The sequence below is a fragment of the Metabacillus sp. YM-086 genome (assembly GCF_048059995.1).
Classification (GTDB): domain Bacteria; phylum Bacillota; class Bacilli; order Bacillales; family Bacillaceae; genus Metabacillus; species Metabacillus litoralis_B.
In genome coordinates this window covers 1-13,632 of the sequence record NZ_JBLUOI010000080.1, presented here as the reverse complement: position 1 = coordinate 13,632, position 13,632 = coordinate 1, and the positions used below count along the sequence as shown (strand labels likewise).

At 37.2% G+C, this 13,632-nt stretch carries 14 protein-coding genes; 4 read left to right on the top strand and 10 right to left on the bottom strand.

Annotated elements, in window-relative coordinates; translation table 11 throughout:
- Positions 1–436: 436 nt before the first annotated feature.
- Complete coding sequence (locus ACEWK1_RS23215; RefSeq protein ID WP_416636699.1) at positions 437–601, bottom strand: hypothetical protein; 165 nt, start codon at positions 599–601, stop codon at positions 437–439.
- Between the two features lie 45 nt (positions 602–646).
- Positions 647–2,218 (bottom strand): histidine kinase N-terminal 7TM domain-containing protein, encoded by a 1,572-nt coding sequence (locus ACEWK1_RS23210; RefSeq protein ID WP_212136118.1) that lies wholly within the window; start codon positions 2,216–2,218, stop codon positions 647–649.
- Positions 2,219–2,405: 187 nt separating this feature from the next.
- Between ACEWK1_RS23210 and ACEWK1_RS23205 the strand changes: the two genes are divergently transcribed.
- From ACEWK1_RS23205 to ACEWK1_RS23195, 3 genes are read left to right on the top strand one after another with little or no spacing between them, the layout of a single operon-like run.
- Positions 2,406–3,161 carry a carotenoid biosynthesis protein gene (locus ACEWK1_RS23205; RefSeq protein ID WP_212136117.1) on the top strand — a complete coding sequence of 252 codons (756 nt, stop codon included), beginning with the start codon at positions 2,406–2,408 and terminating at the stop codon, positions 3,159–3,161.
- A 10-nt stretch (positions 3,162–3,171) separates the two neighbouring features.
- Positions 3,172–3,831 (top strand): lysophospholipid acyltransferase family protein, encoded by a 660-nt coding sequence (locus tag ACEWK1_RS23200; RefSeq protein WP_212136116.1) that lies wholly within the window; start codon positions 3,172–3,174, stop codon positions 3,829–3,831.
- Positions 3,832–3,850: 19 nt separating this feature from the next.
- Positions 3,851–5,335, top strand: a complete 1,485-nt coding sequence (locus ACEWK1_RS23195) for a phytoene desaturase family protein (RefSeq protein ID WP_212136115.1) — start codon at positions 3,851–3,853, stop codon at positions 5,333–5,335.
- Positions 5,336–5,499: 164 nt separating this feature from the next.
- On the opposite strand, the gene ACEWK1_RS23190 is transcribed toward ACEWK1_RS23195, so the two are convergent.
- The 4 genes from ACEWK1_RS23190 to asnB all read right to left on the bottom strand — a co-directional run bounded on the left by ACEWK1_RS23190 (position 5,500) and on the right by asnB (position 11,309).
- A complete protein-coding gene (locus ACEWK1_RS23190; protein WP_212136114.1) occupies positions 5,500–6,342 on the bottom strand; it encodes a phytoene/squalene synthase family protein in 843 nt (280 codons plus the stop codon).
- Positions 6,330–7,796: a phytoene desaturase family protein gene (locus tag ACEWK1_RS23185; protein ID WP_212136113.1), complete on the bottom strand. Its 1,467-nt coding sequence runs from the start codon at positions 7,794–7,796 to the stop codon at positions 6,330–6,332. Before ACEWK1_RS23185 ends, ACEWK1_RS23190 begins: the two co-directional genes overlap by 13 nt.
- A complete protein-coding gene (locus ACEWK1_RS23180) occupies positions 7,793–9,319 on the bottom strand; it encodes a phytoene desaturase family protein (protein ID WP_212136112.1) in 1,527 nt (508 codons plus the stop codon). The genes ACEWK1_RS23185 and ACEWK1_RS23180 overlap by 4 nt, the downstream gene beginning before the upstream one ends.
- A 139-nt stretch (positions 9,320–9,458) precedes the next feature.
- A complete protein-coding gene (asnB, locus tag ACEWK1_RS23175) occupies positions 9,459–11,309 on the bottom strand; it encodes an asparagine synthase (glutamine-hydrolyzing) (protein ID WP_121664687.1) in 1,851 nt (616 codons plus the stop codon).
- A 211-nt stretch (positions 11,310–11,520) separates the two neighbouring features.
- Here asnB and ACEWK1_RS23170 point away from each other — a divergent pair, with 211 nt between their 5' ends.
- Positions 11,521–12,081 carry a DUF2777 family protein gene (locus tag ACEWK1_RS23170; protein ID WP_162987553.1) on the top strand — a complete coding sequence of 187 codons (561 nt, stop codon included), beginning with the start codon at positions 11,521–11,523 and terminating at the stop codon, positions 12,079–12,081.
- Here ACEWK1_RS23170 and ACEWK1_RS23165 read toward each other — a convergent pair.
- The 4 genes from ACEWK1_RS23165 to ACEWK1_RS23150 form a co-directional block, all read right to left on the bottom strand.
- Positions 12,078–12,263 carry a hypothetical protein gene (locus tag ACEWK1_RS23165; RefSeq protein ID WP_212136111.1) on the bottom strand — a complete coding sequence of 62 codons (186 nt, stop codon included), beginning with the start codon at positions 12,261–12,263 and terminating at the stop codon, positions 12,078–12,080. The two genes, ACEWK1_RS23170 and ACEWK1_RS23165, sit on opposite strands and share 4 nt — an antisense overlap.
- A gap of 189 nt (positions 12,264–12,452) precedes the next feature.
- Complete coding sequence (locus tag ACEWK1_RS23160) at positions 12,453–12,575, bottom strand: hypothetical protein (RefSeq protein WP_269671107.1); 123 nt, start codon at positions 12,573–12,575, stop codon at positions 12,453–12,455.
- A 190-nt stretch (positions 12,576–12,765) separates the two neighbouring features.
- Positions 12,766–13,125 (bottom strand): YisL family protein, encoded by a 360-nt coding sequence (locus tag ACEWK1_RS23155; protein WP_121664685.1) that lies wholly within the window; start codon positions 13,123–13,125, stop codon positions 12,766–12,768.
- Positions 13,126–13,291: 166 nt separating this feature from the next.
- The coding region (locus tag ACEWK1_RS23150) for a fumarylacetoacetate hydrolase family protein (protein ID WP_416636698.1) at positions 13,292–13,632 on the bottom strand (341 nt) is incomplete at its 5' end.

The window sequence follows — 13,632 nt, the reverse complement described above, 5'->3', positions numbered from 1 at the left end:
GATTTTGGTCTTCATCCGTCTTATGATGACCATTTGGAACGGTTTCCTTCTGGGTTTTGGTCTTCATCCGTCTTATGATGACCATTTGCGCAGGGTTATGTCTGGATTTTGGTCTTCATCCGTCATATGATGACCATTTGGAACGGTTTCCTTCTGGATTTTGGTCTTCATCCGTCTTATGATGACCATTTGGAACGGTTTCCTTCTGGGTTTTGGTCTTCATCCGTCTTATGAAGACCATTTGCGCAGGTTTCTTTCTTGATTTTGTTCTTCATCCACCTTATGAAGACATTTGCGCAGGTTTCCCATCACCCTTTTGTCATTCATCCCCCTTATGAACGACACCGCCCGCTCTTTCCACCAACCTTTTGTCGTTCATCCCCCTTATGAACGACACCGCCCAATCTTTCCACCAACCTTTTGTCGTTCATCCCCCTTATGAACGACACTGCCCGCTCTTTCCACCAACCTTTTGTCGTTCATCCCCCTTATGAACGACACCGCCCGCTCTTTCCACCAACCTTTTGTCGTTCATCCCCTTACGAACGACACTACCCGCTCTTCCCACCAACCTTTTGTCGTTCATCCAATCAGCAAACAAAAAATACCCAGGCTAAAATAGCACTGAGCATTTCGAAAATAGTTTTCAATTAAACATACTGGCTTCCTTCTCATACACCTGCACACAATTTCTACCGTGCCTTTTTGCCGCATATAAAGCTTGGTCAGCTTGTCTCATGAGCTCTTGAATAGTAAGATTTCCCTTCTCCGAATTTAAAAGAATAGTTGATATTCCATAACTAGATGTTATATGAATCTTATTATTACTAGCTATTGTAAAAGACTCCGACACTTTCTTTCGTAAGTTATCTACTAACTCATATGCTTCCAAGCCGGTTGTATCCGGCATGCAGATGATAAACTCTTCCCCACCGTAGCGTGCAAACAAATCCTGATTCCTTAAATACTCCTTTGTTAAGGCTGCGACGTCGATTAAAACCTGATCCCCAGCATCATGTCCATATCGATCATTTACCATTTTAAAATGATCGATATCAAACATAATAATAGATAGGTAGCCACCGCTCACAGACAAGTCCTTTATCATAGCACTTGCTTTATCCAGAAAATAGGTTCGATTATAAATCTTTGTTAATCCATCTATACTTGCTAGCTCTTTTAACTTTTTCTCCATATTTACTCGTTCTGTTACATTTACTAAGGTGATAATTTTCCCGATTAATGCACTTTGCTTCGTTTTGACAGGAGAAAACTTAATATAAAAATAGTTCGTTACATCACCAATTTTTAACTGGTAATCTCCTTCCTGCTTTTCAAAAATGAGATCCAAAAGCAGTAGGTGATCGTTCAGAACATCTCTAACAGCTTTTCCAATAGCATGTGGACCAAACAATGGAAGAACCGGAACAATAGCTGAGTTGTAATCAACAATCACATCATGTTGATTTAAGACAATCACCCCCTCTTCTATGCTTTCAAACACGATTTCTCTCGCAATTGGTACTACGTTAAACATCTGGAAGGATAACAATGCAAAACCATGGAGAATAAAGGTAATACTCATTGAAACTGGTCCAAGATCAATATTACTTGGACTCGTATCAGTTATATAAAAAACACTTCCCATTACAGGAACTAATAACCCAGCAATCATCAAGCTCGTTTGCAAACGAAATTTATGTGTTACTTTCCGAAACTGCATTAGAAGTATCCCAACACTAATAACAATACAAACGTATAAAAAGATAGAGTGAATATAGAACCAGGGGCCACCCTCAAGTTGTAGTACAGGAAAAGGAGTATCTGTTCTTACATCCATAGATGTGTAATAAATATGATGAAATTCATTTGTGTAATGCATTGTAATCGTCAAAATCGGAATGCCAAATAAAAGAATGTAAGCCCATTGCTTAAGCTTCTTTCCTACATAGTCAAAACACATAAGCAGAATAAATACTGGAATAAACGGCAAAGCCAAATATTCTACTCTTAACCAAATCTTCATTTGCTCCAAAGTAGTACTCGCAAGCTCAAATGCATAGCCAAACGCAAATACAGCGCACATAAATGTTGCCAAAACATAATATCTGCCACCTGGAGCATCTTTTATTTTCACTAAACCATAACCACATAAAAAAATACTTATTGAGCCACCCAAAACACTAATCAGGATGTACATGACTAATTCCTGGTTCATTGACTTCTACCTCGTCTGTTCATCATTGTATTTTTCCATTATATACAGTATCTTCCTACTAAACTAGCTAAAAAATAAGTAAATGCTTACAAATGCGCAAATGCATATTCCTCTCTTGTCGAGCATACACAAGTTGTACAAAGAAATTTACATCCACTATAATCGTGGATAGAAATGGGGGATTAGTGTGAAAGCAGATGAGTTAACATATAAGGTTTTTCTCATTTGGTATTTTATTGGGATTGTGCTATTAAGCTTTGACCTTATTCCTTCTTATTTAGAGTGGGCAAATGTTGTCTTCCTCGTGTTAGCGGGGGTTATTGGAGGAATTTATTTTATTAAAACATTTGGTACAGCAATCGGACTAACGGTCAGTCTACTAGTTGTAGGATTATCCATATTTGCCGAGCACCTTGGGGTTGAGTATGGACTTCTATTTGGTGACTATTATTATACAAGTGACTTTGGACCTCAATTACTTGGTGTTCCCCTTGCCATTGGATTTGCATGGTTAATGGTCATTGCTGGTTCACATGCTATTTCTATTGTCTTAACAGGTACAAATCAATTTATCTCTTATACTCTAATTGGCTCATTACTTGCTGTCTTAATCGATTTAATTATTGACCCAGTTGCATTTGAAGTGAAGCAATATTGGGTATGGAATGCTGAAAGCTTTTATTACAATATCCCCATCTCAAATTTTATCGGATGGTTTGTTGTAGCATTTCTTCTTCATTCGATCATTTTTATTATAACCGTAAAATCAAAGCTCTCCATATCGGAGTGGCATTCAAGAATGGTATTAGTTTTTTTCCTTGTTATAGGCATGTTTGTCTTTCTTGCATTGATTCATGGTCTATGGCTTGGAGTCATTTTGACAAGTATTCTTTCCTATCTAACATTTATGTTTTATATGAGAAAAAGAAGCAATTTGAAATGAGGAAAAAGAAATGATTAAGGCAAATAAACAGGCTTGGTTTCAAGCCATGTTTCATCTATATAATCAACAGCTTCTAAGAAAATATTTTAAAGGAATATATGTTTCTTCCAATCTTCCTTTACCAACTAGATCTTTAGTTTGTTTAAATCATAGCTCATGGTGGGATTCGCTTGTTTTATTTCATTTAAACCGTACCTATCTAAAAACTGATCTCTATGTGATGATGCACGAAAAAGGGATAAGGCAATATCCCTTTTTTCGTAAGCTTGGTGCTTTTTCAGTTAACCGGGATTCTCCTAAAGATATTATCCTCTCGTTAAAGTACAGTGAACAACTCCTCGAACAAGGGAAAACTGTCGGTCTCTTCCCACAGGGTGATGAGTTTCATTTAGAGAAAAGGCCGCTCTCCTTCCTACCAGGAGCAATTGCGTTACAGGATAAACGACCTTCAGTTCCAATCCTGCCAATAAGCTTATACTACTCATTTGGGCATTCGAAAAAGCAGGAGATTTATATTGCGATAGGAAAACCTATCAATTCTTTAGCGTTTACTGGAAAAACACGTAAAGAGAGAAATAAGGAGTTTGAAAATACTTTCACATCACAATTGAATTCATTAAAAAATAAGGTCGTACATGAACAAACAAGCTGCTTCCATCAGATACTTTAGATAGGAATGTGATGATGTTATGAAAAAGGTTGTTATCATAGGAGGCGGTTTAGGAGGATTAGCTGCTGCTATTTCTTTAGCCGCTAAGGGATATAACGTACAAATCGTTGAAAAAAACAATCATATTGGCGGAAAACTAATGCCTTATAAACTAGGCTCACATCAATTTGACTTTGGGCCAAATACAATCACCATGCCTCATGTATTTAAGCGTGTTTTTGAACTAGCTGGTGAGAAGTCGGAAAATTATCTTACCTTTCAAAAGCTGCCCATTCATACTCGTAATGTTTTAAGCAACGGACAAATACTAGATTTTACTCATAATCATACACACATGAAGAAGCAGCTTGCTCAGGTCGATGACTATGGGGATAAGCACTTTCATTCCTTTATTGAAGAAATAACACGTCTCTACACTTTGTCAGAAAAGCACTTCTTTTATAAAACCTTTCAATCATGGACAGATTATGTATCACCAACACTTGCTTCTGCTCTCTTAAGAGTCCGACCGTTTGAATCACTTCACCATTTTTTCAGTCGTTATTTTAGGAAAACAGAAGTGATCGAAGCATTGTCACGCTACGCAACCTATATTGGTTCCTCTCCATACAAGAGTCCAGCAACGTTTAGCATGATTGCTTATTTAGAGCTTGTACAAGGAGTATTTTTTATTAAAGGTGGTAATGTTCGTTTAGCTGAAAGCTACGAGCAACTCGCTAAGAAGCTAGGAGTCGAAATTACTTTAAATACAACTGTAACAAAGTTAAACGTTGATCATAAACAAGTGACTTCCATCCTGTTAGCAAACGGTGAAACCATCTTTGCTGATGAAGTAATCATGAATGCGGATCTATTAAAGGCATATCCTGAGTTAGTAGAAAAACAATATCGCCCACATTTTTCAGAAGGTATACGGAATCGCTATGAACCATCTATTTCAGCATTTGTTATATTGGCAGGCTTATCTATTCGGAATTCACAGCTTCTTCATCATAATATCTTCTTTTCAAATCAATATAAAGGAGAGTTTCGAGAGCTTTTTCAAGAACAAAAATATAGTAAAAATCCAACTGTTTATATAAGCAACAGCTCCTATACAGACCCTGAACAATCACCAGAAGGCGATAATTTATTTATTTTAGTCAATGCCCCTGCTTTAGGTAGAAATGGAGAAATAGGAAGTAATCCCCATGAATATAAAGAACATATTTACTCCCTTTTAGAGAGTAAAGGTCTTTCTATTAGAAAGCATCTTGTACAAGAGCAGATTATTACGCCACAGGACATCTCAACTAAATTTGGTGCCTATCGTGGAGCATTATACGGGCTAGCAAGTCACAAACGCAAAGATGCATTTTTAAGACCTAGCAATTTCTCAAAAGATATACGTAATTTATCCTTTGTTGGCGGTAGCACCCACCCTGGTGGGGGCTCACCGATGGTTGTAATTAGTGGGTTAAATGTTGCAGAGGTTTTGGCAAAGCGGGGGTTGGATGCAATATAAATACCGCAAAAGTTGTCGGTTGATAGATTTTCGCTAAAAGTTGATAGATTTTCGTTCAAGCTTGATAGATGACAAGGCCAAGTTGAGAGATTTCCCAACAAAGTTGAGAGATTAACCGTTAATTTTAAAAGGGACAGCCTATTTCTAGCGCTGCCCCCTCTCAATTACCCTGATATCCCCGAAAGAATAGTAGATTTTTCTTCATTCGTAACAAATTGTTTCTCTGAAAACACTCGGTACCCTTGATCTCGAATTTTATTTAAAATCTCACGATAAAATAGTGCCGATGCTTTAACAGGAGTACGTGAGGATATTGGATAAAGATGCATGGTTTCCAGTGCTCTTGTATAGTACATCTCAGCTTCCTGGGCCATGTGCTCCCATAACTGAATAAAGTCTGAATTAATAATCCCATGCTGAAGCTCAAGTTGTGAATAGTGATATTTTAGTAGTAATTCCTTTGGTATATAAACACGGTTACGTTGTAAATCTTCTCCAATGTCACGTAGAATATTGGTAATCTGCATCCCTAGGCCAAGTGCGATGGCACCGTCTTTAAGTGCTGCTTTTTCTTTTGGAGCCAAAATTGGTAACAACATAAGTCCTACTGTACTAGCAACATGATAGGAATAATCAAGCACCTCATCCATCGTTTCATAGCGTGTTTTGATTAAATCCATTCCCTGTCCCTTCAACATGTCGAAAAACGGTTTATCATCTAGTTGAAACCGGGAGAAAGCATCTTTTAGTGCAACCCACATAAATTGATGAGTTAGCGGCATGACTCCATTTAAAAATAACGTAAACTCTTGTTCAAATTGTTTTAGTTCCTCATGTGGAGAGCTTCCTTCATCAACAATGTCATCAACTATTCGACAAAATGCATAAACAGCCCACACCGCTTTCCGCTTTTCTTCAGGAAGCAAAGAAAATGCCTTATAAAACGTTTTTGAGTGTTGCCTGATCATTTGCTCACATTGCCTATATGCTATCTCTACATTGACCATTCTTTTTCCCTCCGTTCGGCATCCTGTAGTAATTGATTGACCATAAGCTTTGCACCTTGCATGACAATTGGTATGCCTCCACCCGGGTGAACGGATGCTCCAACTGCATAGACATTTTCATACCGAGACGGTTTTGCCTGAGGACGAAACACACCTGATTGAAAAAGAATCGGTGCTATTCCAAAGCTTCCACCCTGAAAAATCCCTTCACTTTCTGCATCATTTGGTGTACGCACCTTTTGCCAAACAATATGCTGTCGTAAATTTAGGTACCCTCTATTTTCTAAAGAATCAATAATTCCCTCAATAAACGATTGTTTAGTAGACCATTCTATATGAGAACCCGCGGGTACTGGAACTAAAACATACAACACCCCTTTGCCTTCTGGGGCAAGGGTGGAATCAATTACTGAAGGATGAAACGTATAAAATGCCGGGTCATTAGGTACAACTTTTTCTTCGAATACTTCCCTCATATGGCTTGAAAAGTCTTTCCCCATAAAAAACTGATGAACTGGTGTATTTTCATAGATTTTATTTAAACCAAAATAAAGCAATAAACAGCTTGATGAAGGAGTATAGTTTCTTTGAGAAGACTTAGAAGGATCGAGTAATGTTGATATAACAGGATAATCTCCGTTTAAGATAACCGAATCTGCTTTTATCCACTGTCCGTTCACATTCACCCCTGTTGCCCGATTTCTAGTAAATGTAAGAGACGTTACCTCAGAATTTAAGAAAACCTCTATTCCTCTCTTTTCAATTTCTCTCTTCAATACATCTACTAAACTCGCATAACCACCTTTTAAATAATAAATTCCATGTTTATGCTCACTATATGAAATAAGCGAATAAAGAGCTGGTGATTCGTATGGATTTCCGCCTATATAAAGTGATTGCAAAGAATACGCCAATCTCAGATTTTCTTCTTTAAAGTATGTTTTAAGAGATTGATAAACAGAGCGATATGCTTTAAGTTTTAATAATGTTTTTATATTTTGTTTTGACCAAAAATCCTTTTTCTGGACAAAGGAACGTTTGATGAACCGATCCATTCCTAGTTTGAAGTGGTCATCCATATCTTTCATAAAGTTTAGGTACCCAGCTTGTTCCTCTGGATATAATCGTCTTAGTTCATTAAGCTGCTTAGTCTGATCTGAATATTTTTCATACGTTGCTCCATCGTGAAAATGAATTTTGTATAATGGATCAATCCTAACTAACTCATAATCATCACGATCTATTCCCGCTTCGTTTAACAACTCTGTTATCATCTCAGGCAGCAGTACAATCGTTGGTCCCTCATCAATTTTGTAGTCATCTTGCTCAATAAAAGCCAGCCTGCCACCTAGACGTTCTCGTTTTTCAACGATCATTACGTCAATTCCATTTTGATGCAAAAGCAGAGCGGAGAGTAAGCCGCCAATTCCTCCACCAACAATAACGGTTTTCATCTTACATCCCTCACTTCTCCTGTTGTTAGATATATCGATTCCGGCTGTTTCATATATTGGTTGTTTATAGCCTTCGTCGTGATACGTGCTGATTCGAGAATTGTCGGAAGACCACTGCCAGGATGGGTACCTCCCCCAACTAACCAGCAATTCTTTAACTCTTCAAATTCATTATGTGGCCGCAAGACCATCATTTGAGAAAGCTGATGTCCTAAGTTAAATGTTGCTCCTTTATAGACAAACAGGTCTTCTTCCCAATTCTTAGGCGTAATGATTTTTTCAACTTCAATATGTTCTTCTATGTTTTTAAACATTGTTTTTTCTTGTAATGTTTTTAATACAAGATCTCTGAATCTATGTTTTTCTTTCTCCCAATCTAGTTGACTTATATTACTTGGTACCGGAGCTAGGATATACAGTGCTGAATGTCCCTCCGGAGCTAAGGTAGGATCTGTGACACTAGCATTCTGAATATAAATGGATGGATCTTTGGGCATTGAGTGAGTTTTCGTAATTTCTTCAACATTTTTCTTATAATCCTGAGCAAACACAATTGTATGATGTGGGAGATCGTATTGCTTGCTTACGCCAAGATAGATCATGAATGTTGAACAAGAAAATTTCTTTTTCTGAAGCTTTTTCTTTGAATACTTTTTCAATACACCTTCATCCACCAAGTTTGTCATCACATGGGCAAAATCACCGTTAATGATCACTTCATCAGCAAAAACCTTTCGTCCATCCTCAAGTTGAACGCCTTTTACTGTTTTGCCGTCCAATACTAACTTCTTCACTCCCTGGTTTAAGTGAATTTTCCCACCAAGCTCTTCAAATGCCTTTGCCATTGCCTTTGAAAGCTGATTCACTCCTCCCTTTGGGTGGTAAATTCCATACTCGTGCTCCATATATGAAAGAATGGAAAAAGCTCCCGGGCATTCCCATGGTGACATGCCTAGATATTTAGATTGAAAAGTAAATGCAAGCTTTACACGTTCATCTTTAAAATATTTTGAAAGGACTTCATATAAACTTTTAGAGACAGTGAGCTGTGGCAATGCTTTGATCACACGCCATCTAAAATAATGATAAAATCGATCCATTTTGCTTTGTAAGATTGGTGTGAGGGCATTCATTTTATTTCTTGTATCACTCATAAATTTTAGGTAGCCATTTCCTTCTCCTTGAGAAAGTTGATTTAACCTCTTTATCATTTCATCTTGATTTCTTGTCATATTAATTGTGGCATCATCGAAAATTAGTTGATACATTTCCTTTAGTTCAATAAGTTCAACATAATCATGAAGGTTTTTTCCTACCGTTTGAAAAATTTCTTCCGCGATATAAACCATGCTTAAAAATGTAGGGCCCATATCAAATGTATAGCCTTTTTCATGAATGGAAGAGTTTCTGCCCCCAATATACGATTGCTTTTCGAACAAATGAACTTTATGCCCCCTGCTGGCTAATAGCATAGCTGCTGCTAATCCACCAGGTCCGGCCCCAATAACAACCATTTTTTTCATGATGATGCCTCCTATTTAAATGCACAATTATTATACAAAGATTATACATAGTTAACATATGAAACTCAAATTAAAATGCTCTGCCATTTTAAAGTAAATAAAAAGGAACTGCCCCTACCGGACAGTTCCTCTAACACTTCTATCTTTCATCAATATCGATTGAATAGCTATCAAACCAAACATGAATTTGTGCTAAATGAGCAAGGAGCTGTGGACCTGACATTAATTGACCGAACCAAGGAACCTGGAATGCTTTGCCCTCTGTTTCGATAATATCATTAAGCTTTTGCTTATTTAACAACTCATGTAAAATCGAATCTTTTTGGCTTACTAAAGATTTCAACCAGTTTGTTACTAATCTTGTATACTCTGGATTATGTGTTTTCGGGTAAGGACTTTTCTTGCGGTAAAGAACCTCATTAGGAAGAAGTCCCTCTAACGCTTTTCGTAAAATTCCTTTTTCGCGATCGCCATGCATTTTTACTTCCCAAGGAATGTTCCATACATATTCAACAAGACGATGATCAGCAAACGGAACACGAACCTCTAAGCTGGCGCCCATACTCATGCGATCTTTTCGATCTAAGAGATTTGTCATGAACCAATGCATATTTAAGTAGAATAGTTGACGTCTTTGCGCTTCAACCTCTGATTCACCTTCAAGCAGCGGTGTTTCGTTAACTGTTTCTTGATAGCGAGCTTGAACATATTCATTAAGATTTAATTTATCTTGCCACTCAGGCTTTAATAACGACACTCGCTCATCTGTTGAACGCATCCATGGAAATGCTGAATTTGCTAAATCCTCAGGGCGATGGAACCAAGGATACCCTCCAAAAATTTCATCTGCACATTCACCTGACAATCCAACAACAAAGTCTTTTTTAATTTCGCGACAGAACCACAATAAGGATGAATCTACATCTGCCATACCAGGCAAGTCACGAACAGAAGTTGCTTCAATTAGATGATCGACTAATTCCTGTTGGGAAATTACGCAGCGATGATGATTGGTATTAAATGCCTCACTCATTTTCTTTATCCACGGACCATCTGAGTTTGGTTGAAACTCATTGGCTTTAAAGAATTTTTCATTATCTTCATAATCGATAGAATAAGTATGAAGTTGCCCTTTTCCTTCTTTTTTATAATGTTCTGCAGCAACAGCTGTAATCGCACTTGAGTCAACTCCGCCAGAAAGGAACGTACATAATGGCACATCTGATACTAATTGACGTTTTACAGCATCTGTGAATAAAAATCTTACCTTATCAGCTGTTTCTTCAACAGAATCTTCATGTGGTTTGCTTTCTACATCCCAATAACGCCACTTCTTTAAGCCATTTTTTGTATAAACTAAGGCATGAGCTGGACGCAGCTCATCAATTCCTTTAAAAACTCCAACACCAGGAGTTCTAGAAGGTCCAACACCAAATATTTCAGAAAGACCTGATTTATCAAGTTTAGCCGAAACAGAAGGATGAGCTAGAATTGCTTTCAGCTCTGACGCAAATAAGATAGATCCGTTCTCTTCTTTATAAAATAAAGGTTTTACTCCTAAGCGATCTCTACCGATAAATAATTTTTCTTTCTTTGAATCCCAAACCGCAAAAGCAAATATTCCGTTTAAACGATGTACACATTCTTCTTCCCATTCAATATAGGATTGAAGCAGAACCTCTGTATCAGAATGCCCTTTAAATGTGTATCCTCTTGAAAGAAGTTCTTTTCTAATATCCTCAGTATTGTAAAGCTCACCGTTATAGCAAATCGTATAAGAGTTTCCTTCTTTTGTCCGCGTCATTGGTTGAATACCACCGGCAGGGTCAACGACAACTAGTCGTTTATGACCAAATTGTACATGATCTTCTCCCCAAATGTTCGTGTCATCTGGCCCTCTTTTTGCTAATGTTTCTGCCATTTTCTTAACCGTTTCTTGCTCAGTGCGTATATTTCCTTTAAAATTTACCCAACCTGTTATTCCGCACATGAAAGCTTCATCTCCCTCATCTATATTATGATCTCATACACACCAACGTCTGTGACCTTAATAGGTGTAGACATTGTATGCCCACTTTTTCAAATGTTGAATTGTCCCAAGCAAAATGCATAAATGCATAAACTTCCTCATTTTTGTCAAAAACGTTGATATCAACGTTTTTCAAAACAACAAGTGTAACAACGATTTGGAGGTAAAATGTATGTTTCCAATTAAACGAACAGACTTACTATTAAATCAAAAACGTTCGTATTTAACTGGACTGATCGAGATTACAAATGATCAGTATGTCATTTATGATGATATGAGTGATGAGCTTCATTTATTAGATGAGATTCAAAATTCTCATCTAGAAATTTTAAATCCATCCGGGTGGACAAAGGGGAGATGGATAGGCTTAGGTAAGATCAAGACTGACATGGGAACGCTATCATTAAATCATGGTGATACAGTGCGGATAAGAAAAAAATTACCTTTAGCTTTAGATGAAATGTTAAAGGAACTTCAAGATGAAACATTTGTCAGATTGATCAAACAATTAAACTCTCTTGGCTTTTCGCCTTACGACTGTATTTATTCGTATAATCAATTATTATTTATGGAAAATCGCGTCAATAAAAAAGGTGTTTCTTTCTTTCAATTTGATAATGAAGATTCCATCTGCGCCATTCAACACCACTTTGAAAGAGGCATCCATTCAGGAGATCGGTTTGAAATAACAACAAGTTTGGGTGAAAGACGACTTGTTTGTAGTAAGTTTTAGATGAAGTTGGTCACTTTTTTTGGAGTAGGCTCTTTTTGCAGCAATGAAGACCATTTCTTCTTATTTTCGCACTTGCATTGGTCTTCATCTCTTGTATGAAGACCATTTCTTCTGAATTTTGCACTTGCAATGGTCTTCATCTCTTGTATGAAGACCATTTCTTCTAAATTTCTCCCTTGCATTAGTCTTCATCTCTTGCATGAAGACCATTTCTTCTGATTTTCGCACTTGCAATGGTCTTCATCTCTTGTATGAAGACCATTTCTTCTGATTTTCGCCCTTGCATTAGTCTTCATCTCTTGCATGAAGACCATTTCTTCTGAATTTCGCACTTGCATTGGTCTTCATCTCTTGTATGAAGACCATTTCTTCTATATTTTGCCTTTATAATAGTCTTCATCTCCTGCATGAAGACCATTTCTTCTGATTTTCGCACTTGCAATGGTCTTCATCTCTTGCATGAAGACCATTTCTTCTGAATTTCGCCCTTGCATTGGTCTTCATCCACTGTATGAAGACCATTTCTTCTAAATTTCACCCTTGCTTTGGTCTTCACCTCTTGCATGAAGACCATGTCTTTGTACTCCTGCCCTTATATTGGTTCGCATCTCTTACCAAACAAAAAAACTGCAGACAGCTCGATGGTCAGTCGAGTCTATCTACAGCCTTCTATCCCGCTACTCTTTAAGAAAAACTCCAAATTCCTAAAGGTAGGCGCATTCCTAATACAATTGTTAAAAGTAGAACAATTACAAATTGAATCCAGAAAACTCTTGTTGGTTTTCCCTTTTTCAATCTAACCAGAACCATCTCCATTGCACCGATCGTCCAGATTCCTAAAACAATTTTAGCTATGTATTCCCCATCTAACTGATACACACCAGTAACAAGAATAACACCTGTAATCACAATTAAAATGTAAAACAAGCGTAAAACCATATGAACAATTTTTGATGGCTTTTCTTTTCCAGACTTAAATAAAGAATGTGCAACAAAGAAAAGAATAATCGCTACAACCCATGTAGTAATGTGTGCATGTGTCATCATTTTTCCTCCTTAGTTAAAGACAACCTTATTTTAGCATGATTTAAGACGAATATTAAAGAAAGAGCTGTAAACATTCATTATCTTGTGTCTTTTTTTTGAAAACGCTGTTGTTCATAAAAATCTACTAAAAAAGAAGCCTTATGATCGGCTCCCTTTCCATGTATTATCCCATGATTTTATTTCTCAAGATCCCAATATCTTCAACTTCAATTTCAACTACATCTCCTGGCTTCAGAAACTTCGGAGGGGTAAATCCTTTTCCAACACCAGCTGGGGTTCCTGTTGCAATGATATCCCCTGGCTCAAGTGTTGTTCCTTGAGAAAGAGTTGAGATAATATTCTCGATTGTAAAAATCATATCTTTTGTATGTCCATCTTGTCTCACTTCATTATTCACTTTTGTTTTAATGCTTAAGTCATAAGGATCTTTTATAGCTGACTTATGAACTAAATAAGGCCCCATTGGACAAGAGGTGTCTAAACTTTTGCCAATTAAAAATTGTT

What these genes read in the sequence shown, in the direction of transcription:
- ACEWK1_RS23210 (WP_212136118.1), bottom strand. Translation starts at nt 2,218, where the DNA reads ATGAACCAGGAATTAGTCATGTACATCCTGATTAGTGTTTTGGGTGGC.
- ACEWK1_RS23200 (WP_212136116.1), top strand. Translation starts at nt 3,172, where the DNA reads ATGATTAAGGCAAATAAACAGGCTTGGTTTCAAGCCATGTTTCATCTA.
- ACEWK1_RS23195 (WP_212136115.1), top strand. Translation starts at nt 3,851, where the DNA reads ATGAAAAAGGTTGTTATCATAGGAGGCGGTTTAGGAGGATTAGCTGCT.
- ACEWK1_RS23190 (WP_212136114.1), bottom strand. Translation starts at nt 6,342, where the DNA reads ATGGTCAATGTAGAGATAGCATATAGGCAATGTGAGCAAATGATCAGG.
- ACEWK1_RS23185 (WP_212136113.1), bottom strand. Translation starts at nt 7,796, where the DNA reads ATGAAAACCGTTATTGTTGGTGGAGGAATTGGCGGCTTACTCTCCGCT.
- ACEWK1_RS23180 (WP_212136112.1), bottom strand. Translation starts at nt 9,319, where the DNA reads ATGAAAAAAATGGTTGTTATTGGGGCCGGACCTGGTGGATTAGCAGCA.
- asnB (WP_121664687.1), bottom strand. Translation starts at nt 11,309, where the DNA reads ATGTGCGGAATAACAGGTTGGGTAAATTTTAAAGGAAATATACGCACT.
- ACEWK1_RS23170 (WP_162987553.1), top strand. Translation starts at nt 11,521, where the DNA reads ATGTTTCCAATTAAACGAACAGACTTACTATTAAATCAAAAACGTTCG.
- ACEWK1_RS23165 (WP_212136111.1), bottom strand. Translation starts at nt 12,263, where the DNA reads ATGCAAGGGAGAAATTTAGAAGAAATGGTCTTCATACAAGAGATGAAG.
- ACEWK1_RS23160 (WP_269671107.1), bottom strand. Translation starts at nt 12,575, where the DNA reads ATGCAAGGGCGAAATTCAGAAGAAATGGTCTTCATGCAAGAGATGAAG.
- ACEWK1_RS23155 (WP_121664685.1), bottom strand. Translation starts at nt 13,125, where the DNA reads ATGACACATGCACACATTACTACATGGGTTGTAGCGATTATTCTTTTC.